Source organism: Pseudomonas paeninsulae (assembly GCF_035621475.1).
GTDB lineage: Bacteria > Pseudomonadota > Gammaproteobacteria > Pseudomonadales > Pseudomonadaceae > Aquipseudomonas > Aquipseudomonas paeninsulae.
This window is the reverse complement of the sequence record NZ_CP141799.1, coordinates 5,093,653-5,119,081: the sequence shown is the minus strand read 5'-3', so window position 1 is coordinate 5,119,081 and position 25,429 is coordinate 5,093,653. Positions and strand designations below refer to the sequence as shown.

The window sequence follows — 25,429 nt, the reverse complement described above, 5'->3', positions numbered from 1 at the left end:
CGCTACCGGGTCATGTGCTCAAGCTGCCAGCGCAGTTCGCCCTTATGGTAATCGGGCATTTCATCGCTCTGCGCGCGGTTGAGTGCCTCGAAGATGCTCAGGTACTGGTCGTCGCGCTCGAACAGCCAGGTCCGGCCCTGTTCGCCGAGTTGCAGCCAGATGCTGTCGAATTCGCCGCTCATCGCGGCGCAGTCGCCGGCCAGGCACAGGGCATAGCGCTCGGCACCGGGCAGGCCTTCGACGCGGCCGTCAGGCTGGAACAGCACCAAACCACCGTTACCCAGACCTTGCCTGATCGTCCAGTGGCCGCCCAGGTAGGCGCTGTAGAGGGCTTGTTCGAAGCTTCTGCCCAGCGGCGCATCCACGGCTGCGGGGGTTGTCGGACGGGTAAAGCGTTGCTCCGGCCAGGTGTCGCTGGTGGCCTGCAGCAGTTCGCCGCCGCTGAGGCTGAGCGATTCGTGATAGTCGGCGTAGAAATCGACCCGCCAGCGGTTGTCGTCTTCGTCGCGTAATTGGCCTTCGCCCTGCTCGAAACCGTTGCTGTAGGTGGCGAGCCGGCGCTGCGGCTGGATCCGCCATTCCAGGTTGGGGCCATAGGCGAGCAGTGCTTCGCGCAGCTTGCCGTGTTCGATAGCGGCATCGATCGCCGCCTGGTTGATCCAGGTGCCGCTGGGGTCGACTGGCTTGCCAGCGCAGCCGCCGAGCAGCGAGGCGCCGAGTAATACCGCGAGCAGGGGGTGCATGAGCCATTCCTTGGGCGAGAAGGGTGGCGGGGCGCGGCGCCCCGCCGGAGGACTTACTCGAGTACCAGGATTGCGTCCATTTCCACTTGGGCGCCCTTCGGTAGCGCGGCTACGCCGATAGCGGCCCGGGCCGGGTATGGCTGCTGAAAGTAACGGCCCATGACTTCGTTGACGGTAGCGAAGTGCGATAGGTCGGTGAGGAAGATGTTCAGCTTGACCACGTCCTTGAACGAGCCGCCAGCGGCTTCCATGACGGACTTGAGGTTTTCGAAGACCTGCACGGTCTGTGCTTCGAAGCCTTCGACTAGTTCCATGGTCTGCGGATCCAGCGGGATCTGCCCGGACATGTAGACGGTGTTGCCGGCCTTGATCGCCTGGGAATAGGTGCCGATGGCTGCCGGGGCTTTGTCGCTGGTAATAACGCTCTTGCTCATGAGGGTCTCCTGATTGGTCGGGGTTAGTAGGGTGGGCCGGGCGGCGATCCGCGTTAGCCCACCAGGGATGTGAATGCATGCGCCGGATCGGGGCCCAGCCTACATGAGTGGATTGGTGGGCATGCGGTCAGCCGCGCGCACGGGTGATGCGCATCACGCCATTGAGCGCGCGCAGCTTGCGGATCACCCGGGCCAGGTGCACGCGGTCATGCACGCTGACCACCAGTTGCACGACGCTGATGCGGCCGTCGCGCTCGTCCATGCTGATCTTCTCGATATTGCCATCGGCGGCGTTGACGCTGCCGGCCAGCAGGGCGATCAGGCCGCGCTGGTGTTCCAGTTCGATGCGCAGTTCGACATTGAATTCGCCGACCACATCCTTGGCCCAGGAGAGCTGGATGCACTTCTCCGGGTTGTGGCGGATCTCGCTGATGTTCCTGCAGCTGTCCAGGTGCACCACCATGCCCTTGCCGGCGGAAAGGTGGCCGACGATCGGGTCGCCGGGAATCGGTGTGCAGCATTTTGCATAGCTCAGTACCAGGCCTTCGGTGCCGCGAATCGCCAGCGGGCCTTCGGTGCTCGACAGTTGCTCGCTGTCACTGGCCAGCAGACGGCGCGCCACCACATAGGCCATGCGGTTGCCCAGGCCGATGTCTTCCAGCAGGTCCTCGATCACCTCCTGGTGGTATTCGCCCAGCACCGCTTGCACGCGCTCGGGGGCCAGCTTGTCCATATGGCTGTGGAAGCCGGCCAGGACCTTGTTGAGTAGACGTTCGCCGAGGCTGATCGACTCGGAGCGGCGCTGCAGCTTGAGGGCGTGGCGAATATGCGTGCGCGCCTTGCCGGTGACCACGAAATTGAGCCAGGCCGGGTTCGGTCGTGCCCCCGGGGCGCTGACGATTTCCACGGTCGAGCCGCTTTCCAGGGCTTGGGACAGGGGGGCCAGACGACGATTGATGCGGCAGGCGATGCAGGTATTGCCGACGTCGGTGTGTACCGCATAGGCAAAGTCGACCGCGGTCGAGCCCTTGGGCAGCTCCATGATCCGGCCTTTTGGCGTGAACACGTAGACCTCGTCCGGGAACAGGTCGATCTTCACGCTCTCGATGAATTCCAGCGAGTTGCCGGCGCGCTGCTGCATTTCCAGCACGCCCTTGACCCACTGGCGGGCTCGTGCGTGGGTGCCCTTGGGCTGGTCTACTTCGTTGGACTTGTACAACCAGTGCGCGGCGATGCCGTTGTTGGCCATCTCTTCCATCTCGCGGGTGCGGATCTGGATCTCGATGGGCACGCCGTGCATGCCGAACAGCGTGGTGTGCAGCGACTGGTAGCCGTTGGCCTTGGGTATGGCGATGTAGTCTTTGAAACGCCCGGGCAGTGGCTTATACAGATTGTGCACGGCGCCGAGCACCCGGTAGCAGGTGTCGACCTTGTCGACCACGATGCGGAAGGCATAGACGTCCATGATCTCGTTGAACGCCTTACGCTTGCCGCGCATCTTCTGGTAGATGCCGTAAATGTGCTTTTCGCGACCGAGCACTTCGCCTTCCAGACCTTCGCGGGTCAGGCAATGGGTCAGCGACTCTTCGATCTTGTTGACGATTTCCTTGCGATTGCCACGAGCGCGGCGCACTGCAGCGCGGATACGCTCGGAGCGCATCGGGTGCATGGCTTTGAAGCCCAGGTCTTCAAACTCTATGCGCATGCTGTGCATGCCCAGCCGGTTGGCAATCGGAGCGTAGATTTCCAGGGTTTCCTTGGCGATGCGGCGGCGCTTCTCGCCGGACAGCACTTCCAGGGTGCGCATGTTGTGCAGGCGGTCGGCCAGCTTGACCAGGATCACGCGAATATCGCGGGCCATGGCCATGGCCATCTTCTGGAAGTTCTCGGCCTGCGCCTCGGCCTTGGTCTCGAAGTTCATCTGGGTCAGTTTGCTGACCCCGTCGACCAGTTCGGCCACGGTCTCGCCGAACTGGGTGTTCAGCGCTTCCTTGGCGATTCCGGTGTCTTCGATCACGTCATGTAGCATCGCCGCCATCAGGCTCTGATGGTCCATGTGCATGTCGGCAAGGATATTCGCCACCGCCAGCGGATGGGTGACGTAGGCTTCACCGCTGCGACGGCGTTGGCCGTCGTGGGCTTGTTCGGCGTAGAAATAGGCGCGCCGAACCAGATTGACCTGGTCGTTATCCAGGTAGCTCGAAAGTCGATCGGCGAAGGCGTCTATGCTCGGCATGGATGATCTCCTTGCCGATTCTTATGACTCCGCGCCCCACGACTTCGTCCAGGCATAGGCTTACAGAGGCTCGTTAGCCTCATCCTCGAAGGCAGCGAACAGTGGCTCTTCTTCGATGATTTCGTCTTGGGCGATGACGTCGTAGCTCATCAGGCCGGCGGCGATTTCACGCAGAGCGACCACGGTTGGCTTGTCATTTTCCCACGCGAGTTTCGGCTCTTTGCCGCCGGTGGCGAGTTGGCGCGAACGCTTGGTGGCGAGCATGACCAGTTCAAAACGGTTCTCAACGTGATCCAGGCAATCTTCGACAGTAACGCGAGCCATGGTCTTCCTCGTAGCATATGCAAAATAAGGCTGAGCCCAGATGGGCGAGCGGACTGAGTAGTTTAAAAAACAACCAGTATTAATGGAAGCTTTGTTTTCACCAACTATAAGCTTAAGTCATAAGCAGTATGTGCGGAGCCTCTGCTCGAGGCCGCTCTGTTTGTGGCGCGAAGCTTACAGGGTGCTGCTGCCGCTAAGCCAGTAGCTCGCTGAGTAGGCCGCGATGACGTTGCTGCTGCGGGCTTTGCAGCAGCTGGTTGGCGCGGAAGATGGCCTTCAGGTCGCTGAGGGCGTGGGCGAAATCGTCGTTGATCAGCAGGTAGTCGTATTCGACGTAATGACTCATTTCGCTGACGGCTTCGCGCATGCGCTGCTCGATGATCTCGCCGCTGTCCTGGCCGCGATTGGTCAGGCGGTGGCGCAGCGCCTCCTGGGTTGGCGGCAGGATGAAGATGGACTTGGATTGGGGCATCAGGTGGCGCACTTGCTGGGCGCCCTGCCAGTCGATTTCCAGAATCAGATCGTAGCCGTCGATGAGCGTCTGCTCGACCCAGGCTTGTGACGTGCCGTAGAGGTTGCCGAATACTTCGGCGTGCTCGAGCAGTTCACTGTTGTCGATCATCGCCTGAAACTGGTCGCGGCTAGTGAAGTGGTAATTCACCCCCTCCGCCTCGCCTGGGCGCATGGCGCGTGTGGTGTGCGAGACCGATACGCGGATCTGTGGTTCGCTGTCGATCAGCGCCTTGACCAAGCTGGTCTTGCCGGCGCCGGATGGGGCGGAAATGATGTAGAGGGTGCCGGTGGTGATGGCCATAAGAGCTTCCTGGGGCTGTCTGTTCTGTTCTTTCAGGTCTTAAGCACGTAGCGGGCGCCGGCTGGGGCCGGACCCATTTCCTGCGAGTAGCGGCATTTCCCACATCCTTGCGGGCCAGCCTTTGGCTGTTACTCCGCGTTGCTTCATTTCAACGCGGCATAGCCTGGCGCAGCAGTATTTATTCGATGTTCTGCACTTGTTCGCGCATCTGCTCGATCAGCACCTTGAGGTTGACCGCCGCCTGGGTGCTGCGGGTGTCGAAGGCCTTGGAACCGAGGGTGTTGGCTTCTCGGTTGAGTTCCTGCATCAGGAAGTCCAGGCGCCGGCCGGCTGCGCCGCCGGTCTTGAGTACGCGGCGCACTTCGCTGACGTGGGTGCTCAGGCGATCCAGCTCTTCGGCGACATCGCTTTTCTGCGCGAGGATCACCAGCTCCTGCTCCAGGCGCTGCGGGTCAAGTTCGGCCTGTAGCTCGGCGCTGCGGTCGAGGATTTTCTGGCGTTGCAGGGCAAGCATCTGCGGCACCAGCTCGCGCAGGGCGGCAACTTCGCCGTCTATGCTGTCCAGGCGCTCGTTAAGCAGCTTGGCCAGTTCGCTACCTTCGCGCGAGCGGCTTTGCTTTAGCTCGTCCAATGCTTGCTTGAACAGGCTCAGGGCGGCTTTGTTGAGTGCTTGTGGGTCAGCGGCATCGGCGACCAACACCCCGGGCCAGCTCAAGATTTCCAGTGGGTTGAGTGGCGCCGGATGCTTGATCAGGCTGGCGACGCTTTCTGCGGCGGCGACCAGTTGGGCGGCGCGCTCGCGGTCCACTTGCAGTGGCTTGCCGGCGCTGTCTTCGGCGACGCGCAGGGTGCATTCGACTTTGCCGCGCGACAGGCCGTTGCGCAGCGCTTCGCGCACTGCGCCTTCGAGGTCGCGGAAGGCGTCCGGCAGGCGCAGGTGCGGCTCCAGGTAGCGGTGGTTGACCGAGCGCAGCTCCCAGGTCAGGGTGCCATTGGTCCCGGCCTGCTCGGCGCGGGCGAAGGCGGTCATGCTGTGGATCATGGGCGAACCTCGCGGAAAGTCGGTACTGACGGGCCTGCCATGCAGGGCCCGTGGAATCATGAAAGCCGGCAGGGTACGCTCGCCGCCCTGATCCGGCGCTGCGCGCGGCGCAAGTTTCATGGTTAAAGGCGCGAGATTGTAGCGCAGTGCGTCGGCCGCTCCCAATTCGGCATGTCGTTGCTGGCGCACGCGCCCTATAATGGCTCGCAGATTTCTATTCAGAGCAGGTATTCCTTGATGAAACGTCCCAGTGGCCGCAGCGCCGATCAGTTGCGCTCGATCCGTATCACCCGCAACTACACCAAGCATGCCGAGGGCTCGGTGCTGGTGGAGTTTGGCGACACCAAGGTGATTTGCACGGTCAGCGTCGAGTCGGGCGTGCCGCGCTTCCTCAAGGGCCAGGGTCAGGGCTGGTTGACTGCCGAGTACGGCATGCTGCCGCGTGCCACTGGTGAGCGTAACCAGCGCGAGGCCAGTCGTGGCAAGCAGGGTGGGCGCACCCTGGAAATCCAGCGATTGATCGGGCGCTCACTGCGCGCCGCGCTGGATATGAGCAAACTGGGCGAAATTACCCTGTACGTCGATTGCGACGTGATCCAGGCCGATGGCGGTACACGGACTGCCTCGATCACCGGCGCCATGGTGGCACTGATCGATGCGTTGAAAGTGATCAAGAAGCGTGGCGGCCTGAAAGGCGGCGATCCGCTCAAGCAGATGATCGCTGCGGTGTCGGTTGGCATGTACCAGGGCGAGCCGGTGCTCGATCTGGACTATCTGGAAGACTCCGCCGCGGAAACCGACCTGAACGTGGTGATGACCAACAGCGGTGGCTTTATCGAGGTGCAGGGCACCGCTGAAGGCGCGCCGTTCCAGTCGGCAGAGCTGAACGCCATGTTGGCGCTGGCGCATAAAGGCGTGACCGAACTGTTCGAGTTGCAACAGGCGGCATTGGCCGACTGACACGTTTGACGTTCAGCTAAGGAGGGTGACCATGGAATCGCAGGATCTTGTGCCGGCCCCTACTCCAGAGGCTCGGCAGTGGGCGATGTTCTGCCACTATGCGGCGTTCTTCTGGTTTTTGGTGCCGATGATTGGCAATGTAGTCGGGCCCTTGATCGTCTGGCAGTTGAAGAAGGACCTCGACCCCTTCGTCAACGAACAGGGCAAGGAGGCGCTGAACTTTCAGATCACCTTCAGCCTGGCCATGATCGTTTGCGGCATATTGGCCTGGGTGGTGATCGGTTTCCCGTTGATGCTGCTGGTCAGCATCAGCGCGCTGGTGCTGACGATTATTGCCGGGATCAAGGCCAATGCCGGGGAAGCCTATCGCTACCCGATTTGCTGGCGCGTGGTCAAGTAGGCGGGCGGTAAAGGATGGGTGGCAGCCATTGCTTCGATGGGTTGCCACCTGCGGGGCCCGACCTACACGGCCCCCGCCCCATTCAGTGGTTCTGATCCTCATCACCGGGATCAAGGCCAAGGATGCAAAAAAGCCGGCGCGATGCCGGCTTTTTTGTCTCTGCGGATTAGCCTAGACGCTGAGAATCCAGTCGTAATCGACGGTCAGCGGCGCATGCTGGGAGAAGCGTGGCTGGCGCGGCAGGCGCGCCGTACGCACGCTGCGGCGCATACCGGGGGTGAGCAGTTGATAGTCGAAGCGATAACCCAGGTTGAGCATCTCGGCCTGCTCGCTGTCCGGCCACCAGCTGAACTGGTCGCCTTCGCGACTGACTTCGCGCAGGGCATCGACATAGCCCATGGTGCCTATCACTTCGTCCAGCCAAGCCCGCTCGGGGGCGAGGAAGCCCGGTGATTGCTGGCAGTCGCGCCAGTTCTTCACGTCGAGCTTCTGGTGCGCCACATGGAGCGAGCCGCAATAGATGTACTCACGGCGCTTGCGCCGCTGCTTGTCCAGGTAATGGGTGAAGTCGTCCATGAACTTGAATTTCTGATTCAAGCTCTCATCGCCGTCCTGCCCGGATGGCAGCAGCAAGGTGGCGATACTTACCTTGTCGAAATCGGCCTGCAGGTAGCGCCCGTAGCGATCGGCCATTTCAAAGCCGAGGCCGCTGATTACCGCTTTGGGTTGCAACCGCGAATACAGTGCCACGCCACCTTGGCTTGGTACTTCAGCATCGCAGGCATAGAGGAAATAGCCATCCAGTTGGAGGGCTTGGTCGTCCAGCTCAAAGGCGGAGGCGCGGGTGTCCTGCAGGCAGATGACGTCGGCATTCTGTGCTTGCAGCCAACTGAGCAAACCGCGCTCGACTGCAGCGTGAATACCATTCACGTTCACACTGATGATCCGCATAAATGGCCCCTAAAAACACGTGCGTGTATGATACCCGAGCTCGTCTCCAATAAGCTAAATTCCTAGCTAAATCCGTGCCGTCCGGGACTTTTCATGCAAGCGTACCAGCGCGATTTCATTCGTTTTGCCATTGAGCGTGGGGTTCTGCGCTTTGGTCAGTTCACCCTCAAGTCGGGGCGTACCAGCCCATATTTCTTCAATGCCGGACTGTTCGACAGCGGTCTGGCCCTGGCCCGGCTGGGGCGGTTTTACGCCGCCGCAGTGGTCGACAGCGGGATTGCCTTCGATGTGTTGTTCGGCCCGGCCTACAAGGGTATCCCGCTGGCGGCGACCACTGCGGTGGCCCTGGCCGAGCATCATCAGCGCGATGCGCCCTGGTGTTTCAATCGCAAAGAGGCCAAGGATCACGGCGAAGGTGGCAGCCTGGTCGGCGCGCCACTGGCCGGTAAGGTGCTGATCGTCGACGACGTGATCACCGCCGGTACTGCGATTCGCGAGGTGATGCAGATCATCCAGGCCCAGGGCGCGCAAGCCGCGGGCGTGCTGATTGCCTTGAATCGTCAGGAACGTGGCCAGGGCGAGCTGTCGGCGATCCAGGAGGTCGAGCGCGATTTCGGCATGCCGGTGGTAAGCATCGTGTCGCTGGAGCTGGTGCTGGAATACCTGGCAGACGATGCCGAACTCAAGCAGTATCTACCGGCGGTGCAAGCCTATCGCGCCGAATATGGAATCTAACTCCTCGACTTAGGGTGCTGCCTCGATGCGCAAACCGGCTCTGCTCCGCTGTTCGCTGTTGTTCGGTTTGTTGCTGCCGATTGTTGCGGGTGCCACCGAGTTGTATCGCTATACCGATAATCAGGGCGTTACCGTGCTCGGTCGTCAGGGTGTGCCGCCGGAGTTCATCGGCAAGGGCTATGAGGTGCTCAATGATCAGGGGCGGGTGACCAAGGTCATCCCGCCGGCCCCGAGCGCTGAGGAAATGCAGCGTTTGCTGGCCGACAAGGCCCGGGCCAAATCCGATGCCCAGCTGCTGCGCCTGTACAGCACGCCCGAGGACATCGACCGTGCCCGCGATCGCAAGCTGGCCGAGCTGGACGGCTTGATCGGCGTGGCGCGCAGCAATTTGCAATCGGCGCGCCTCCAGCAGGGCAACGTGCAGAGCCAGGCGGCAGATCATGAGCGGGCCGGGCGTGAAGTACCGGAGCACCTGCTGGCGCAGATCGACAACCAGAAAGATGAACAGCTGCGTCAGTACAAGGATATTGCCCGCTATCAGGAAGCGCGCAAACAGACGCAGGCCAGCTTCGCTGCCGATCGCCAGCGTCTCGGCGAGCTGCTGGGCAAGCTGCGCTAGCTGCGCTCACGCCCTCGATCAGCCTGTAGGTGCTATTGCTGAGGCGCGCAGTGCTCATAGCCGCACACTTTGTCGCGCAACCACTGCGGTAGAGGCCGGCTGCTACGGCTGGCGCTGTCGGCATGCACGTAGATCACTTCACCTGCAGTCAACGCTGCGTCCCCGCGCCAGATGCCCAGGTTGAAGCTCAGGCTGGAGCGCCCCAGGCGGCCAACGCGCACGCCAATCTCCAGCAGGTCGTCGAAGCGCGCTGGCGCCAGATACTCGAGTACCGTCTTGATCGCGAAGAAATCGCTGCCGTCGCGGCTCAGGTCGGCAGGGTAGGCGATGCCCAGGGTGCGAAAGTATTCGGTGATGGCGACATCGGCATAGGTCAGATAGTGGCCGTTGAACACGATGTTCTGGGGGTCGACTTCGGCCCAGCGCACCCGCAGCGGGTGGAAGAAGCGGAAGGTCTCACGGGACGGTGCGGCAGTCATGGCGAGGCTCTGCTCTGTTGCTGAGGTCGGTAGAGCGTCGACGCGCAGTCGCAGAACGGCAAGTGACTGGCGGGATTTATCAAGGCGATGTCCTCGTTAACGGGTGCCTCTCGCTTTGGTGAGGTGGGCCGGGGGGCGATCCGCCTTAACCCAGCCTACGTTTCTCCTCAATGCGTAAATGGGGCATGGCCTATTCAGAGGGGCAAATCAGCCCGAGCCAGTCGGGCTGATTTGCGAGTTGCCGGTTTCACAGACGCTTGCGGTTGCAGATCTGCGTACCGACACCGCTGTCGGTGAAGATTTCCAGCAGCACCGCATTAGGTACCCGACCGTCGATGATGTGCGCGCTGGTCACGCCACCCTGCACCGCTTCGAGGGCGCAGCGGATCTTCGGCAGCATACCGCCGTAGATGGTGCCATCGGCGATCAGTCTATCGACCTGTTCGGTGGTCAGGCCGGTGAGCACCTCGCCCTGCTTGTCCAGCAGGCCGGCGATGTTGGTTAGCAGGATCAGTTTCTCGGCCTTCAAGGCTTCGGCCACCTTGCCGGCGACCAGGTCGGCGTTGATGTTGTAGGACTCGCCTTCCGAGCCGACGCCGATTGGCGCGATGACCGGAATGAAGTCACCCTTGACCAGCATGTTGAGCAGGTCGGTATTGACCCCGATGACTTCGCCGACGTGGCCGATGTCGATGATTTCCGGGGTGGTCATCTCCGGGGTCTGGCGGGTAACGGTGAGCTTCTTGGCGCGGATCAGCTCGGCGTCTTTACCGGTCAGGCCGATGGCGCTGCCGCCGTGGCGGTTGATCAGGTTGACGATGTCCTTGTTGACCTGGCCGCCGAGGACCATTTCCACCACATCCATGGTCTGCGAATCAGTCACGCGCATGCCGTCGATGAAGTGGCTCTCGATCGACAGACGCTTGAGCAAGTCGCCGATCTGCGGACCGCCACCATGCACCACCACCGGGTTGATGCCGACCGCCTTCATCAACACGATGTCGCGGGCGAAGTTGGTTTTCAGCTCGTCGCTTTCCATGGCGTTGCCGCCGTATTTGACCACCAGGGTCTTGCCGACGAAGCGGCGGATGTACGGCAGTGCTTCAGACAGAACTTTGGCGACGTTACTGGCGGCATCACGTTCGAGGGTCATGCGGGTCTCCATGGCTAATCTCAATCAAAACGGCAAAGTGATATCGGGTGCAGCGTTGTACAGTTGCGCACGGAAGACTGCCTTGATGCGCTCGAGCTCTTCCTCGGTGTCGGCCTCGAAGCGCAGCACCAGCATCGGCGTGGTGTTGGAGGCGCGTACCAGGCCCCAGCCCTTGGGGTAGTCGACGCGCACACCGTCCAGGGTGGTGAGGTTGGCCTCGCCCCAGTGACCGTCGCGCTGCAGCGTCTCGACGATGCTGAATTTGCTCTGCTCGGTGACCGGAATATTGATTTCCGGGGTGGAAATGTCGCAGGGGAAGGCGGCGAACACCTGTTCGGCATCGCGCTTGTCCTGGCTGAGGATCTCCAGCAAGCGGGCGGCGCTGTAGACGCCGTCATCGAAGCCGAACCAGCGTTCCTTGAAGAAGATATGGCCGCTCATTTCGCCGGCCAGCAGTGCGCCGGTTTCCTTCATTTTTTTCTTGATCAGCGAGTGGCCGGTTTTCCACATCACCGGGCGGCCGCCGTAGCCGCTGATCAGCGGGGTCAGGCGGCGGGTGCATTTGACGTCGAAGATGATGTCGGCGCCGGGATTGCGCGACACCACGTCCTTGGCGAACAGCATCAGCAGGCGGTCCGGGTAGATGATGGTGCCTTTGTTGGTCACCACGCCGACTCGGTCGCCGTCGCCGTCGAACGCCAGGCCGAGGTCGGCCTGCTCTTCTTTGACCTTGGCGATCAGGTCGACCAGGTTTTCCGGCTTGCCCGGATCCGGGTGGTGGTTGGGGAAGGTGCCGTCGACATCGCAGAACAGCGGGATCACCGTGCAGCCTAGGGCTTCGATCAGCTGCGGGGCGATTACCCCGGCGGCGCCGTTGCCGCAGTCGACCACGACCTTCAGCGGTTTGGCCGTGGCGATGTCGTCACGAATGTGGTTGAAGTAGCGCTCCAGCACATCGACCTGCTCGACCGTGCCGACGCCGCTGACCAGATCGTTGTTGTCGATGCGGGCCTTGAGAGCTTGAATCTGTTCATTGGCCAGGGTGTCGCCGGCGATGACGATCTTGAAACCATTGTAATCCGGTGGATTGTGGCTGCCGGTGAGCATCACGGCGGATTTGCCCGCAAGGATATGCCCGGCGTAGTAGACCACCGGGGTTGGCACCATGCCGACATCGCTGACGTTGCAGCCGCAGTCGAGCAGGCCCTGAATCAGTTGCTGGACCAGCTCCGGGCCGGACAGGCGGCCATCGCGGCCCACGGCAACATTCGGCTCGCCCTGCGCCAGGCTCTGCGAGCCGATCGCGCGGCCAATCCAGTAGGCGGTTTGCGCGGTCAGACTGCTGCCGACCACGCCGCGAATGTCGTAGGCGCGGAAGATGTCGGCGGGCACTTGTGGTGCTGAATTTTGCGTATTCATCAAGGGGGGTTGCTCCAGTCCCAGGAGATCCTGGTCTTCGTCGAGAATGTCGATATCGAGGATATCGGTGTCTTGAAACAGCGGATCGATCAGCCCAGCCGTCTGGCTGGGTACCGCTGCGGGCGAAGCGTTGCCGGCGCTGTTGTGGTTTTCCATGGACTTGCTGGTATGGCGCGATAGGCGGGTCAGGGTTTGTACCAGATTGTCGAGCGCCGGCAGGCTCAGGCTGAAAGCTTTGACGGCTTTACCGGCTGAGAGTTCTTTAACCAGCTGTTCAAGTCGCAATGCATCCTTGTGCAGACGTCGTTGCTGGCTGCTGTACACCAGGTAGAGGCCAAGCAGGGCTCCGGCCAGTGCCAGCAGAGTCGCCAGGCCAGGCAATGTCGGCGAGAAGGCCGGCGCGGTCAGGCTCGGGCCTGGAGTGAAGCTAAGCTGCCAGTTCGGGTTGCCGCTATCGAGGCGTTGTGCGTCGCCCTGCGCTCGGCCGCGTTGCGCCAGCAGCTGGCCGGCAGTGTTGCCGAATTGCTGAAGCAGTTGCAGTTGGCCGACGCCTGCCGGTAGCGGCGGCAAACTGGCCAGCAGGCGGTCCAGCTCGACGGCCAGCAGCAGCGTGCCCTGCGCTGGTTGATCATCACTCTGGCGCAGTGGCGCTGCGCTGTAGACCAGCCAGCGTTGGCCGATCTTGTAGGCCTCGGCCGCAGGCTTCTGGTCATTTTCCACGCGACGCAGCATGTCCAGCGCGGCAAAGTTCATCGGTGCTTCCCGGCCCATGCCCTGCACGGCTTCGCCGCGGGCATTGAGGTGCGCATCGATCACGCCATCCCAGTAGCGCAGATTGCGTTCGGCCGCCCGCACCTGCTGGCTGTCCCGGCTTTGCAGCGCGTGTAACAGTTCGGGGTTGCGCGCCGCGGCGCTGGTGTCGGCGGCCAGCTGGCGCAATGCCTGTTGCAATGTCGCGGCCTGCGCGCCTCCCCAGGCCTGGGCGAGTTGCTGCTGTTGCTGTTGCTGCACGTTGTTGAACAGGCCGAACCAAAGCAGTCCGCCGGCTAGAATCAGTCCGCTGATAACGGCCAGCAAACCCGGAAGCAGGGCGCTGGCGGTCTGTTTGCCGGTACCTGGCGGCTGCCTGCCCGAGCTGGTGGTGGCGTCCTTGGCGGTGCGCTTGAAGCGTTTCATCGAACGTTTCCTTGGCGGTTCATCCTGAAAGGGGGCGTCACTCAGTGACTGCCGGAATGGCCAAAGCCGCCGCTGCCGCGCTGGCTTTCGTCGAACTGCTCGACCAGCTCGAAGTGCGCCTGCACCACCGGTACCAGGATCAGCTGGGCGATGCGCTCGCCGATGGCCATGCTGAACGCGCTTTGGCCGCGGTTCCAGCAGGACACCATCAGTTCGCCCTGGTAGTCCGAGTCGATCAGGCCGACCAGGTTGCCGAGGACGATGCCGTGCTTATGGCCAAGGCCCGAGCGCGGCAGGATCAGCGCCGCCAGACCGGGGTCGCCGATATAGATCGACAGGCCGGTGGGGATCAGCACGGTTTGCCCGGGTTCGAGGATCAGCTCCTGCTGGAGCATGGCGCGCAGATCGAGGCCGGCGGAGCCGGGCGTGGCGTATTGCGGCAGGGGAAATTCGCTGCCCAGGCGCGGGTCGAGGATTTTGGCTTGTAAGGCGTGCATGTCAGGCTCTGTGGTCGGTGAATGAGTGCATCAGGCGCGGTGCAAGCGGTCAGCGATAAAGGCCACCAGCTGGCGGGCGATTTTGCCTTTGCTGGTTTGCACGAAGCTGCTTTGCTGGAGGTCGCGATCGATGATGGTGATGGCGTTTTCTTCGCTATTGAAGCCAATGCTGGGATTGGCCACGTCGTTGGCAACGATCAGGTCGAGGTTCTTATCCTGCAGCTTGCGCGAGGCATAGCCCAGCAGGTTCTCGGTCTCGGCCGCGAAGCCGACACTGAACGGTCGGTCGCTGCGCCCAGCCAGTGTGGCAAGGATATCCGGGTTGCGCACCATTTGCAGGAGCAGGCCGTCGCCGCTGGCAGGATCTTTCTTCAGTTTGTGCTGGGCGACCACTTCCGGGCGGTAATCGGCAACGGCGGCAGCGGCGATCAGCAGGTCGCAGGGCATGGCGGCTTCGCAGGCGGCGAGCATGTCGCGGGCGCTGACCACATCGATGCGGCTGACCCGGTCCGGGGTCGGCAAGTGCACCGGACCGCTGATCAGGGTGACCCTGGCACCCGCTTCGGCGGCGGCTTCGGCGAGGGCGAAACCCATCTTGCCGGAGCTGTGGTTGGTGATGTAACGCACCGGGTCGATGTTTTCCTGGGTCGGCCCTGCGGTGATCAGCACATGTCTGCCGGTCAACGCCTGGCCCTGGAAGCAATCGGCGGCACATTGCGCCAAGTCATCGGCTTCGAGCATGCGGCCGAGGCCGACGTCGCCACAGGCCTGGCTGCCTGCCGCGGGACCAAACAGGCGTATGCCGCGCTCGCTGAGCAGTTGGGCGTTGGCCTGGGTGGCCGGGTCGCGCCACATCGCCTGGTTCATCGCCGGTGCCAGGGCTACCGGAGCATCGGTTGCCAGCACTAGGGTGGTCAGCAGGTCATCGGCAACACCCTGAGCCAGGCGCGCCATCAGGTCGGCGGTGGCGGGGGCGATCAGCACCAGGTCGGCCCAGCGGGCCAGTTCGATATGGCCCATGGCGGCTTCGGCAGCGGGATCGAGCAGATCCAGGTGCACCGGGTGGCCGGACAGTGCTTGCAGGGTCAATGGGGTGATGAATTCGCGGCCGCCGCGGGTCATGACCACATGCACGTCTGCACCCTGGTCGCGCAGGCGGCGAACCAGCTCTGCGCTCTTGTAGGCGGCAATGCCGCCACCCACGCCGAGAACGATGCGTTTTCGATAAAGCCGCTGCATAGGCCTGCCTTGTATTTAGGTGGATGTGCGCCGCGGCGGTGACGCCTCCCCAGGCCAGTCGCCGCGCAAAAAGATGGGCTAAGATAGCACAGCAGCCGCAGCGGAAAAGCGGCGCTGGGAGCTTGCCAGACCCGGCCCGTAAGGGCAGTTTCAGGTTCGGCAGGTTCAGGGCTCGACATGGAGGTGTTATGAGCATTCGCGATTGGCCCGCGGCGGAACGCCCGCGGGAGAAACTGCTGGCCCAAGGGGCCGCTACCCTGACCGACGCCGAATTGCTGGCGATCTTCCTGCGTACCGGCGTGGCCGGGCAGAGCGCGGTGGATCTGGCGCGTCATCTGCTTGGTGATTTTGGCGGGCTGCGCGCTTTGCTGCAGGCGGATTTGCCGTCCTTCACCCGGCGTCTGGGCCTGGGACCGGCCAAGTTCGCCCAATTGCAGGCGGTGCTGGAGATGGCCCGCCGGCACCTGGCCGAGCAGCTGCGGCGTGACTCGGCGCTGGAGAGTCCGCAGGCGGTGCGCGACTACCTCAAGGCCCTGCTGCGGCATGAGCCGCATGAGGTGTTCGGTTGCCTGTTTCTCGATGCCAAGCATCGGGTGCTGGCCTTCGAGGCGCTATTCCACGGCTCCATCGACAGCGCCAGTGTCTATCCCCGTCAGGTGGTCAAGCGTGCACTGGCGCATAACGCCGCGGCGCTGATCCTGACCCATAACCATCCCTCGGGCGTGGCCGAGCCGAGTCAGGCGGACCGGGTGCTGACCAAGCGCCTGAAGGAAGCGCTGGAGTTGGTCGATGTACGGGTGCTCGATCACTTCATCGTCGGCGACGGCGAGCCGCTGTCGATGGCCGAGTACGGCTGGTTGTAGCTGGGCCACAGGATCTCCACCGCGGGGCTGAGCGCCGCGAAGCCCCGCATGGCTGCTTCGCGGCTCGGCACCTTGGCGGCCGTCAGGGAGCCAGGCGCACCTTGGCGAAATCCTGGCGGCCGAAGGGACTGACCTGATAGCCCTCGACTTCCTTGCGGATCAGGGCATAGGCGGTCGGGTGGGCCAGGGGCAGCCACAGCGCCTGCTGCTGGATGATCCGCTGCGCGTCCTTATAGATCTGGCTGCGCTGCGCCTGGTCGCTGGTGGTTTTGCCAGCAGCGATCAACTTGTCCAGTTGCGGGTCGCAGTAGCGGGCGAAGTTCAGTCCCGATTCGAGCGAGGCGCAGGCGAATTGCGGGGTGAGGAAATTGTCCGGATCGCCATTGTCGCCGGCCCAGCCCATGAACAGTAGGTCGTGTTCGCCGGCCTTGGCACGGCGGATCAATTCGCCCCATTCGATCACGCGGATCTCGGCCTGAATGCCGACTTTGCCCAGGTCGGCCTGCAACAACTGGGCGCCGAGGCTCGGGTTGGGGTTGAGCAGGCTGCCACTGGGGCGGGTCCAGATGGTGGTCTTGAAACCGTCGGGCAGGCCTGCCTCGGCCAGCAGGGCGCGGGCTTTGTCCGGGTCATGGGCATACCCGGGCAGCTCTGCGGCATAGCTCCAGGTGTTGGGCGGATAGGGGCCGTTGGCCGCCTCGGCGCTGTTTTCGAACACCGCTTGCAAATAGCTGGTCTTGTCGAAGGCCAGGTTGATCGCTTGGCGCACGGCGGTTTTATCCAGTGGAGCATGCTGGCTGTTGATGCCGACGAAGGCGGTCATGAAGGCTGCGGTGTGCACGCTCTTCAGATCTGCATCGGCGGCGCTGGCTACCACGTCCTGCGGCTTGGGTGAGAGGGCGATATGGCATTCGCCACGGCGTAGCTTCTGCAGGCGCACATTGGCGTCCGGGGTGATGGCGAACACCAGGCTGTCTACCGCAGGCTTGCCGGCAAAGTACTCGGGGTTGGCCTCATAGCGCACCGTGGCGTCTTTCTGGAAGCGCTTGAAGACGAAGGGTCCGCTGCCAATCGGCTGGCTGTTGAGCCGCTCTGGAGTGCCCGCTGCAAGCAGTTGGTTGGCGTACTCGGCGGAATAGATCGAGGCGAAGCCCATACTCAGGGTGGCGAGGAAGGTGGCGTCGGGGCGACTCAGGGTAAAGCGCAGACTGTGCTCGCCGAGCTTGTCGATGCTTTTGATCAGGCTGGGCAGTTGCATTGATTGGGCGTGTGGATAGCCACTAGGCGCAACCTTGTGCCAGGGGTGGGCCGGGTCGAGCATGCGCTGGAAGCTGAACAATACGTCGTCGGCGGTTAATGGGCGGCTGGGGCTGAAGTAGTCGGTTTCGTGGAAGGCGACATCCTCGCGCAAGACAAAGCTGTAGCTCAGGCCGTCCTCGCTGACTTCCCAGCTTTGCGCCAGGCTCGGTAGCAACTGGCCGCTGCCGGCATCGAATTCCACCAGGCGGTTCATCAATACATCGGCCGAGGCGTTGGTGGTGGTCAGCGAGTTGTATTGCACCACGTCGAAGCCGTCCGGGCTGGCTTCGGTGCACACACTGAGAGTGGCGGCCTGGACCAATAGCGGACTCAACAGGCTGGTCAAGAGCAGCGTTTGGGTGGCGAGGCGCATGACAAACTCCTTGATAATGCGGTGCGCGCCCATCGGCACGCCGACAAAGGTTTCACCCTAGAGCATAATGCGCTGGCAGAACAGTAGACTTGTCGACGAGCGGTAGGGTGCCGGTGCTGGCGGCCTGGAGGCCGATGTTTCGCGGCATGCGCGCTGGCTGAAAAGTGTGTTTAGCCTTGTTGCACTCTGGGCTTTCTGGTATAAAGCAGCGCTCTTTTGTAGGGGCCCGGTACTTGCGCTTTGCTGTGCAGCTGGTAAGACCCTCGAGATACGCGGCGCCGAGCGCCAGTGACATTCAAGTTAAGCGGCCAACCCATGCCGGGTTGGGCATGTGGTTTTAGAGGGCTGAGGCATGTCGAAAGTCTGTCAAGTTACCGGTAAGGGTCCGGTAACTGGGAACAACGTTTCCCACGCACACAACAAAACCCGTCGTCGTTTCCTGCCGAACCTGCAGCATCACCGCTTCTGGGTCGAGTCTGAGAACCGTTTCGTGCGTCTGCGCGTCTCTGCCAAGGGCATGCGTTGCATCGACAAGCGTGGTATTGACGTCGTTCTGTCCGAGCTGCGTGCTCGCGGCGAAAAGGTTTAAGGAGTAACTCATGCGCGAATTGATCCGTTTGGTGTCCAGTGCCGGTACCGGCCACTTCTACACCACCGACAAGAACAAACGCACCACCCCGGACAAACTCGAAATTAAAAAATTCGATCCGGTTGTACGTAAGCACGTGAACTACAAGGAAGCCAAGATCAAGTAATTGATCCCGGCTCTTGTCGAAAAAGCCCGCCTTATGGCGGGCTTTTTCATGCGTGCTATTTCTCCCGGTGGCTTGGAATGTCTGTGGTCAATCTGTCGAGCAGGTTAGTCGCTGTGGCTTGCAGCGGATCGCCGCCCTGCCCGTTCTCCAGGTTCGGCTAATACGGCGTGCAAAAAAAGCCCGCACGCGGCGGGCTAAAGGGTGACGCATGAATAGAGCCGGTCAGTGCGCTGCTGGTTCGAAGATCACGTAGACCTTGCGGCAGGTTTCCAGCACTTCCCAGGTGCCGACGAACCCGGCGGGGATGACGAAGCGGTCGCCGGCGCGCAGGGTCTTGGCGTTGCCGTCCTGATCGCGCAGCACGGACACGCCCTGGAGGATTTCGCAGTATTCGTGCTCGCTGTAGTTGACCGTCCACTGGCCGACCGCGCCTTCCCAGATGCCTGCGTTGAACTGGCCGCACGGGCTGCCATAGTGGTTGCACACGCTTTGCTCGGGGTCGCCCTTGAGGATTTTTTCCGGAGCCGGGCGGTAGTGCTCGGTAGCGGTGCTGGCTTGGGCGAAGTCGAGGATCTGTTGGATATTCATCTGAGGCTCCGTACTGGGTCGGTTAGCGGGCGGTGCGGATCGAGTCGGCGAGTTTCTCCACCAGGGAATCAATCTGCGCCTTTTCCACGATCAGCGGGGGCGACATGGCCAGGGTATCGCCGGTTACCCGCACCATCAGGTCGTTATAGAAGCACTGCTCGAATACCTGGTAGCCGCGTTTGCCGGCGCCTTGGCCGCTCGGCGCCAGTTGTACGCCGCCGACCAGGCCGATGGCGCGGATGTCGATCACGTTGGGCAGGTCGCGCAGGCTGTGCAGGGCGTCCTGCCAGTAGCCTTCCAGCTCGATCGCGCGGTCGAACAACCTGTCGCGCTGGTAGATGTCCAGCGTCGCCAGGGCCGCGGCGCAGGCGACCGGGTGGCCGGAATAGGTATAGCCGTGGAACAGCTCGATGCCGTCCGGGCTTTGCATAAAGGCGTCATGGACCTTCTCGTCAACCAATACCGCGCCCATCGGGATGGCGCCGTTGGTCAGGCCCTTGGCCGTTGTGATGAGGTCCGGGGTGACGCCCCAGCGCTGGGCGGCGAAGGCCTGGCCAACGCGGCCGAAGCCGCTGATCACTTCGTCGAAGATCAGCAAGATGCCGTGCTTGCGGGTGATCTCGCGCAGGCGCTGCAGGTAACCCACCGGCGGCAGCACCACCCCGGCCGAGCCGGACATCGGCTCGATGATCACGGCGGCGATGTTCTCGGCGCCGTGCAGGGTTACCAGGCGTTCCAATTCGTCGGCCTTGTCGATACCAAATTCCGGCAGGCCGCGACTGAACGCGTTGCGCTGGATGTCCAAGGTGTGCGGCAGGTGGTCGACGCCGGGCAGTTGCAGCGCGAAGGCGCGGCGGTTATTGACCATGCCGCCGACCGAGATGCCACCGAAACCGACGCCGTGATAACCCAGTTCGCGGCCGATCAGGCGGGTACGGCTGCTTTGCCCGATGGCACGTTGGTAGGCCAGGGCGATCTTCAGCGCGGTGTCGACCGACTCCGAGCCGGAGTTGGTGAAGAACACCTTGTTCAGGCCGGGCGGGGCGATCTCGGCGAGACGGCTGGCTAGCTCGAAGGGCAGCGGGTGGCCCATCTGGAAGGTCGGGGCAAAATCCAGTTTGGCAATCTGCTTGCTCACCGCCTCGGTGATTTCCCGACGGCCGTGGCCGGCATTGCAGCACCAAAGTCCGGCGGTGCCGTCTAATACTTTGCGGCCGTCGTCGGTGGTGAAGTACATGCCTTCGGCGCTTTCCAGTAGGCGCGGCTTGGCCTTGAATTGACGATTAGCGGTGAACGGCATCCAGAAATCGTCGAGGCTGTTGGTTTTTCTGTTCGGTTGAGAGCTGTTTTCGGTTGTCATACTGGTCATCCGGACGCGCGAGGAAAGGGGGCAGGGGGCGATTTCGCGCAGTCTATGTTTAATAAAACGAACATGACAAGGGGGTTTACCGCTCTTTGTAAAAAATATTGAAAAGGTGCAGCCCTCTGGTTTAGTGTTGTCCGCAGGATTTGGCCCTTAGAGGCCTTGCAGAATTATTGACAGTGCGCGCGCCGACTCCGCGGCACTTTTTACCGATAGAGGATGCTCGAATGACTAGCCTGACTCGCGACGACTGGGAACAGCGCGCCAATACCCTGAAAATCGAAGGCCGTGCCTTTATTCACGGTGAATACCGCGCGGCAGCGTCCGGCGCGACCTTCGAGTGCATCAGTCCGGTGGACGGGCGCATGCTGGTAGAGGTCGCCAGTTGTGACCTGGCCGATGCCGAACTGGCGGTGCAGGACGCCCGCAGTACATTTAATTCCGGCGTCTGGTCACGCCTGGCGCCGGTCGCGCGCAAAGCCGTGATGATTCGTTTCGCCGAGCTGATCGACCAGCACGGCGAAGAGCTGGCGCTGCTGGAAACCCTCGACATGGGCAAGCCGATCAGCGACGCCCTGGGCATCGACGTCTCCAGTGCGGCCAACGCGATCCGCTGGAGCGGCGAGGCGATCGACAAGATTTACGACGAAGTAGCTGCCACGCCTCATGACCAGCTGGGCTTGGTGACTCGCGAGCCGATCGGCGTGGTCGCGGCCATCGTGCCGTGGAACTTCCCCCTGTTGATGAGCTGTTGGAAGCTCGGTCCGGCGCTGTCCACCGGCAATTCGGTGATCCTCAAACCCTCCGAGAAGTCGCCGCTGACCGGTATCCGCCTGGCCCAACTGGCCATCGAGGCCGGCATACCGGCCGGCGTGTTCAACGTGCTGCCGGGTTACGGCCACACCGTGGGCAAGGCCCTGGCCCTGCACATGGACGTCGATACCCTGGTGTTCACCGGGTCGACCAAGATCGCCAAGCAACTGATGATTTACGCCGGTGAATCGAACATGAAGCGCGTCTGGCTGGAAGCTGGCGGCAAGAGCCCGAACATCGTCTTCGCCGATGCCCCGGATTTGCAGGCCGCCGCCGAAGCCGCCGCCGGCGCCATCGCTTTCAATCAGGGTGAAGTCTGCACCGCCGGTTCGCGCCTGCTGGTGGAGAACTCGATCAAGGACAAGTTCGTGCCGATGGTGGTCGCGGCGATCAAAACCTGGAAACCGGGTAACCCGTTGGATCCGGCGACCAATGTCGGCGCGCTGGTCGACAGCACTCAGATGAATAACGTGCTGAGCTATATCCAGTCCGGTCACGACGAGGGCGCCAAGCTGGTGGCTGGCGGCAAGCGGGTGATGGAAGAAACCGGCGGCACCTATGTCGAGCCGACCATTTTCGATGGCGTGAGCAATGCCATGCGCATCGCCCGCGAGGAAATCTTCGGTCCGGTGCTCTCGGTGATCGGCTTCGATTCGGCGGAAGAAGCCGTGGCCATCGCCAACGACACACCTTATGGTCTGGCGGCGGCGGTGTGGACCAGCAACCTGTCGAAGGCCCATCTGACCGCCAAGGCGCTGCGCGCCGGCAGCGTGTGGGTCAACCAGTACGACGGCGGCGACATGACTGCGCCATTCGGCGGCTTCAAGCAGTCCGGCAACGGCCGCGACAAATCGCTGCACGCCTTCGACAAGTACACCGAATTGAAAGCCACCTGGATCAAGCTGTAACCGCTACCTAGGCTGGGCTTTAGCCCACCGCGAGCAAGAGGTACCGACGAGCGTGTGGTGGGCTGAAGCGGATTATCGCCCGGTCCACCCTGCAGGTCGCGGTGCTGGATAGGTCCGCCCTTCGGGGCCGGCTCTTCATGAGCCAAACCTGCGGCCGGGTTTCCTTGGGAAACCCGGCCGTTTTGTTTTGAATGGCCACGACATAAAGGAGTCTGGCAATGCGTTGGGGTACCTATTTCGCGGTCTGTTCGGCGGTCATCAGCATCGGGCTGGCCCTCGGGGTGACCATGCCGTTGGTGTCGCTACGCCTGGAGAGTTGGGGCTACGACTCCTTCGCCATCGGCGTGATGGCGGCGACTCCGGCGGTGGGCATCTTGCTCGGCGCGTCCCTGGCTGGCCGGTTGGCGGCGTACTTCGGTACCACTCGGCTGATGCAGCTGTGCCTGCTGGTCGGCGCCCTGTCCGTGGGGCTGCTGGCGCTGATGCAGAGCTATGCGGTGTGGCTGCTGTTGCGCCTGCTGATCGGCATGGCGCTGACCGTGGTGTTCATCCTCGGCGAAAGCTGGATCAACCAACTGGCCGTGGAGAAGTGGCGCGGCCGGTTGGTTGCCCTGTACGGCACTGGCTATGCGTTGAGTCAACTGTGTGGACCGCTGCTGCTGACCGCGTTGGGCACCAGCACCGACCTGGGCTTCTGGGCGGGCGTTGGCCTGCTGATCGGTGGTTCGTTGATCCTGCTGGGGCGCACGGGTGCACCTCGGGTGGACGGCCATAGTGCCTCGGGGCGTGGCCTGGCGGCATTCTGCCGCAAGCTGCCGGCCATCGCCTGGGCGGTGATGCTGTTCGCCGCGTTCGAGGCGATGATGCTGACGCTGTTGCCAATCTACGGCCTGCGTCAGGGTTTCACCCAGGAGGTGGCGCTGTTCATGGTCAGCGTGGTGGTGGTCGGCGACGCCGCCCTGCAACTGCCGATCGGTCTGCTGGCGGACTGCATGTCGCGGCGCACCCTGTTCCGCGGTTGCGGGGGGATTCTGCTGTGCGCCAGCCTGGCGATTCCATTGTTGCTGCACACGTCGTTAATCTGGCCGCTGCTAGTGCTGTTCGGCGCCAGCGCCGGCGGGCTGTTCACCCTGTCGCTGATCCTGATCGGCGAACGTTACCGTGACGATGAGCTGGTACGCGCCAATGCCCACGTGGCGCAACTCTGGGGCATCGGTTGCCTGATCGGTCCGCTGGCTACCGGTGCGCTGGGTCAGTGGGTCAGCGGTCACGCGCTGCCGCTGTTGATGGCGCTGGGCGCCGCCGTGTTCGTGGTGCTGGCTTGGCGCGGTCAGGGCGCCAATGACCAGTTCGGTGTGGCCGCGCCGGCGCGCGGCGACTAGCCCAGCTCCGCCAGTAGCTCGGCGACGCTCTGGCCGACCCGACGCACCGCTTGTTCGATTTCCGTGCTGGGCTTGGCCGCGTAGTTGAGGCGCAGGCAGTTGCGGTATTTGCCGGCGGCGGAAAAGATGCTGCCCGGGGCGATTTGTACCTTGTGCGGTTGCAGTTCGCGGTTCAGCCGTTGGCTGTCGAAGCCCGGGTCCAGCTCGACCCAGAGCATGAAGCTCCCCTGCGGCCGGCTGACCCGCGTGCCAGGCGGAAAATAACGACTGACCCAGTCGACCATCTGCTCCAGACCGCGGGCGTACTGGCTGCGCATGCGCCGCAAGTGCGGCTCGTAGTGGCCGGCCTCGATGTATTCCGCCAGGGCCAGTTGCGGCAGCTGCGCGGTGCTGCCGGTGCCCATGTATTTCATGTGCAGTACGCGATCCAGGTAGCGCCCGGGGGCGATCCAGCCAATGCGCAGGCCGGGCGCCAGGGTCTTGGAAAAGGAGCTGCAGAGCAGCACGCGGCCGTCTTCATCATAGGACTTGATGGTGCGCGGGCGCGGGTAGCTGTAGGTCAGCTCACCGTAGACGTCGTCCTCGATGATTGCCACGTCGTAGCGTTGCGCCAGGGCGAGCAGGGCACGTTTGTTGGCGTCCGGCATGATGTAGCCGAGCGGGTTGTTGCAGGTCGGCGTCAACTGTATGGCTTTGATCGGCCATTGTTCGAGAGCCAGCTCCAGGGCTTCCAGGCTGATTCCGGTGAGCGGGTCGGTGGGCAACTCCAGGGCCTTCATGCCGAACCCTTTCAACGCCTGCATGACCCCGTGGAAGCTCGGCGAGTCCACCGCGACTATGTCGCCGGGTTGGCAGGTCGCGCGGATCGCTGCGGATAACGCTTCGTGGCAACCCGTGGTGATCACGATGTCCTGATAGGGAATCTGGCAGCCCGAATCGAGCATCAGTCGCGAGACCTGCTCGCGCAGGCCCTGGTCACCATAAATGCAGCCGTAGGTGAGGCTGTTCAGGTCCTGTCTGCGGCCCAGGCGGGAAAGCGAACGCAGCAGGGGTTTGAGCGTCGGGCTGCTGACATCCGGGCGGCCACGGCCCAGCTGGAGCATGTCGCTGCGGCTGGGCGACAGGCTGATCAGCTCGAGTACCTGATCCCATTGCGATACGTCTACCGGCCGTTGCGCCGTGCGGCTGACCATCGGCAGCGCCGGTTTTTCGCGCGCAAGTGGGACGAAATAGCCGGACTTCGGCCTCGGTGTGGCCAGGCCTCGGTCTTCCAGGTGGCGATAGGCCTGTTGCACCGTGCTCAGGCTGACGCCGTGCTCAAGGCTGAGGGCGCGCACCGAGGGCAGGCGGTCGCCTGGGCGGTACAAGCCTTGCTCGATGCGTGCGCCGAGCTGCTCGGCCAGGTTGACGTAGAGGGTCATGACAGTTGCCCTAGTGTTTTATCGTTAACTAAATAAACAGTACAGATTCCGCATGAATCGACGATTCAGAGGCTTTGAACCGTAATCTGTATGTATTTAATAAGATATTTTTGCATCTGTCCTGCTTTTTGTCCGACGTTCATCATGAGCTCCAATGCGCTTTCGGGCAGGAGAACGAGATGAATGGGCTCAGTGATGTACGGCTGGCGTTGCGTCAGCAGGAATTGTCGAGTGACGGCCGGCCGCAGCTGGCGGACAGCCGCCAGTGGGGCAGCGCGCAAGGCGGGACGCGCTGGCAGGCATTCTGGCGGCGGTTGACCACCCGCCGAGCGTTGCTCGAGCTGAATGCCGCGCAACTCAAGGACATCGGCATTACTCGCGAGCAGGCGCTTAACGAGGCGTTGCGACCGTTCTGGACGCTCTGAACGGCCGGCCGCCGGCTC

The 25,429-nt window shown here is 62.7% G+C and carries 26 protein-coding genes; 10 read left to right on the top strand and 16 right to left on the bottom strand.

What is annotated here, in order from left to right:
• Positions 1–2: 2 nt before the first annotated feature.
• The 6 genes from VCJ09_RS23600 to VCJ09_RS23575 all read right to left on the bottom strand — a co-directional run bounded on the left by VCJ09_RS23600 (position 3) and on the right by VCJ09_RS23575 (position 5,593).
• Positions 3–743, bottom strand: coding sequence for a hypothetical protein (locus VCJ09_RS23600; protein WP_324732416.1), 741 nt, complete (start codon positions 741–743; stop codon positions 3–5).
• 53 nt (positions 744–796) lie between these two features.
• Entirely contained in the window at positions 797–1,177 is a 381-nt protein-coding gene (locus tag VCJ09_RS23595; protein WP_079203879.1) for a RidA family protein, read from the bottom strand.
• A 127-nt stretch (positions 1,178–1,304) separates the two neighbouring features.
• Positions 1,305–3,413 (bottom strand): bifunctional GTP diphosphokinase/guanosine-3',5'-bis pyrophosphate 3'-pyrophosphohydrolase, encoded by a 2,109-nt coding sequence (spoT, locus tag VCJ09_RS23590; RefSeq protein ID WP_324732415.1) that lies wholly within the window; start codon positions 3,411–3,413, stop codon positions 1,305–1,307.
• Between the two features lie 60 nt (positions 3,414–3,473).
• A complete protein-coding gene (gene rpoZ, locus VCJ09_RS23585; RefSeq protein ID WP_079203875.1) occupies positions 3,474–3,737 on the bottom strand; it encodes a DNA-directed RNA polymerase subunit omega in 264 nt (87 codons plus the stop codon).
• Between the two features lie 193 nt (positions 3,738–3,930).
• On the bottom strand, positions 3,931–4,551 hold the full coding sequence (gene gmk, locus VCJ09_RS23580) for a guanylate kinase (protein ID WP_324732414.1): 621 nt from the start codon (positions 4,549–4,551) through the stop codon (positions 3,931–3,933).
• A gap of 178 nt (positions 4,552–4,729) precedes the next feature.
• Positions 4,730–5,593 carry a YicC/YloC family endoribonuclease gene (locus tag VCJ09_RS23575; RefSeq protein WP_324734722.1) on the bottom strand — a complete coding sequence of 288 codons (864 nt, stop codon included), beginning with the start codon at positions 5,591–5,593 and terminating at the stop codon, positions 4,730–4,732.
• A gap of 237 nt (positions 5,594–5,830) precedes the next feature.
• Between VCJ09_RS23575 and rph the strand changes: the two genes are divergently transcribed.
• Complete coding sequence (gene rph / locus VCJ09_RS23570; RefSeq protein WP_324732413.1) at positions 5,831–6,553, top strand: ribonuclease PH; 723 nt, start codon at positions 5,831–5,833, stop codon at positions 6,551–6,553.
• Positions 6,554–6,584: 31 nt separating this feature from the next.
• The gene (locus tag VCJ09_RS23565) at positions 6,585–6,953 is read left to right on the top strand and encodes a DUF4870 domain-containing protein (protein WP_079203868.1); all 369 of its coding nucleotides are present in this window, start codon (positions 6,585–6,587) and stop codon (positions 6,951–6,953) included.
• A 171-nt stretch (positions 6,954–7,124) separates the two neighbouring features.
• Here the strand turns inward: VCJ09_RS23565 and VCJ09_RS23560 are convergent, their stop codons facing one another.
• Positions 7,125–7,904, bottom strand: coding sequence for an exodeoxyribonuclease III (locus VCJ09_RS23560; protein WP_079203866.1), 780 nt, complete (start codon positions 7,902–7,904; stop codon positions 7,125–7,127).
• A 93-nt stretch (positions 7,905–7,997) separates the two neighbouring features.
• Here VCJ09_RS23560 and pyrE point away from each other — a divergent pair, with 93 nt between their 5' ends.
• Both pyrE and VCJ09_RS23550 read left to right on the top strand, forming a co-directional pair.
• The gene (gene pyrE / locus VCJ09_RS23555; RefSeq protein ID WP_079203865.1) at positions 7,998–8,639 is read left to right on the top strand and encodes an orotate phosphoribosyltransferase; all 642 of its coding nucleotides are present in this window, start codon (positions 7,998–8,000) and stop codon (positions 8,637–8,639) included.
• 25 nt (positions 8,640–8,664) lie between these two features.
• Complete coding sequence (locus tag VCJ09_RS23550; protein ID WP_324732412.1) at positions 8,665–9,258, top strand: DUF4124 domain-containing protein; 594 nt, start codon at positions 8,665–8,667, stop codon at positions 9,256–9,258.
• Between the two features lie 32 nt (positions 9,259–9,290).
• Here VCJ09_RS23550 and VCJ09_RS23545 read toward each other — a convergent pair whose 3' ends face one another.
• The 5 genes from VCJ09_RS23545 to coaBC all read right to left on the bottom strand — a co-directional run bounded on the left by VCJ09_RS23545 (position 9,291) and on the right by coaBC (position 15,221).
• Positions 9,291–9,737, bottom strand: coding sequence for an acyl-CoA thioesterase (locus VCJ09_RS23545; RefSeq protein ID WP_324732411.1), 447 nt, complete (start codon positions 9,735–9,737; stop codon positions 9,291–9,293).
• Between the two features lie 247 nt (positions 9,738–9,984).
• Positions 9,985–10,890: an acetylglutamate kinase gene (gene argB / locus VCJ09_RS23540; protein ID WP_324732410.1), complete on the bottom strand. Its 906-nt coding sequence runs from the start codon at positions 10,888–10,890 to the stop codon at positions 9,985–9,987.
• A gap of 24 nt (positions 10,891–10,914) precedes the next feature.
• A complete protein-coding gene (gene algC, locus VCJ09_RS23535) occupies positions 10,915–12,309 on the bottom strand; it encodes a phosphomannomutase/phosphoglucomutase (protein ID WP_324734721.1) in 1,395 nt (464 codons plus the stop codon).
• 1,217 nt (positions 12,310–13,526) lie between these two features.
• A complete protein-coding gene (dut, locus tag VCJ09_RS23530) occupies positions 13,527–13,982 on the bottom strand; it encodes a dUTP diphosphatase (protein ID WP_324732409.1) in 456 nt (151 codons plus the stop codon).
• Positions 13,983–14,012: 30 nt separating this feature from the next.
• Complete coding sequence (gene coaBC, locus VCJ09_RS23525; protein WP_324732408.1) at positions 14,013–15,221, bottom strand: bifunctional phosphopantothenoylcysteine decarboxylase/phosphopantothenate--cysteine ligase CoaBC; 1,209 nt, start codon at positions 15,219–15,221, stop codon at positions 14,013–14,015.
• A gap of 188 nt (positions 15,222–15,409) precedes the next feature.
• Between coaBC and radC the strand changes: the two genes are divergently transcribed.
• A complete protein-coding gene (gene radC / locus VCJ09_RS23520; protein ID WP_079203860.1) occupies positions 15,410–16,084 on the top strand; it encodes a RadC family protein in 675 nt (224 codons plus the stop codon).
• 82 nt (positions 16,085–16,166) lie between these two features.
• Here the strand turns inward: radC and VCJ09_RS23515 are convergent, their stop codons facing one another.
• Complete coding sequence (locus VCJ09_RS23515; RefSeq protein WP_324732407.1) at positions 16,167–17,756, bottom strand: ABC transporter substrate-binding protein; 1,590 nt, start codon at positions 17,754–17,756, stop codon at positions 16,167–16,169.
• 352 nt (positions 17,757–18,108) lie between these two features.
• Here VCJ09_RS23515 and rpmB point away from each other — a divergent pair, with 352 nt between their 5' ends.
• Together rpmB and rpmG are read left to right on the top strand one after the other, a co-directional pair.
• The gene (rpmB, locus tag VCJ09_RS23510) at positions 18,109–18,345 is read left to right on the top strand and encodes a 50S ribosomal protein L28 (protein WP_079203858.1); all 237 of its coding nucleotides are present in this window, start codon (positions 18,109–18,111) and stop codon (positions 18,343–18,345) included.
• 10 nt (positions 18,346–18,355) lie between these two features.
• A complete protein-coding gene (gene rpmG, locus VCJ09_RS23505; protein ID WP_079203857.1) occupies positions 18,356–18,511 on the top strand; it encodes a 50S ribosomal protein L33 in 156 nt (51 codons plus the stop codon).
• A 222-nt stretch (positions 18,512–18,733) separates the two neighbouring features.
• On the opposite strand, the gene VCJ09_RS23500 is transcribed toward rpmG, so the two are convergent.
• Positions 18,734–19,099, bottom strand: a complete 366-nt coding sequence (locus VCJ09_RS23500; protein ID WP_324732406.1) for a cupin domain-containing protein — start codon at positions 19,097–19,099, stop codon at positions 18,734–18,736.
• Positions 19,100–19,121: 22 nt separating this feature from the next.
• Complete coding sequence (locus VCJ09_RS23495) at positions 19,122–20,459, bottom strand: aspartate aminotransferase family protein (protein ID WP_324732405.1); 1,338 nt, start codon at positions 20,457–20,459, stop codon at positions 19,122–19,124.
• A gap of 230 nt (positions 20,460–20,689) precedes the next feature.
• Here VCJ09_RS23495 and VCJ09_RS23490 point away from each other — a divergent pair, with 230 nt between their 5' ends.
• Entirely contained in the window at positions 20,690–22,183 is a 1,494-nt protein-coding gene (locus VCJ09_RS23490; RefSeq protein WP_324732404.1) for an aldehyde dehydrogenase, read from the top strand.
• Positions 22,184–22,401: 218 nt separating this feature from the next.
• On the top strand, positions 22,402–23,565 hold the full coding sequence (locus VCJ09_RS23485; protein ID WP_324732403.1) for an MFS transporter: 1,164 nt from the start codon (positions 22,402–22,404) through the stop codon (positions 23,563–23,565).
• On the opposite strand, the gene VCJ09_RS23480 is transcribed toward VCJ09_RS23485, so the two are convergent.
• Positions 23,562–24,986 carry an aminotransferase-like domain-containing protein gene (locus VCJ09_RS23480; RefSeq protein ID WP_324732402.1) on the bottom strand — a complete coding sequence of 475 codons (1,425 nt, stop codon included), beginning with the start codon at positions 24,984–24,986 and terminating at the stop codon, positions 23,562–23,564. The two genes, VCJ09_RS23485 and VCJ09_RS23480, sit on opposite strands and share 4 nt — an antisense overlap.
• A gap of 179 nt (positions 24,987–25,165) precedes the next feature.
• Between VCJ09_RS23480 and VCJ09_RS23475 the strand changes: the two genes are divergently transcribed.
• Positions 25,166–25,411, top strand: a complete 246-nt coding sequence (locus tag VCJ09_RS23475) for a DUF1127 domain-containing protein (protein ID WP_324732401.1) — start codon at positions 25,166–25,168, stop codon at positions 25,409–25,411.
• The last annotated feature ends 18 nt before the right edge of the window (positions 25,412–25,429 follow it).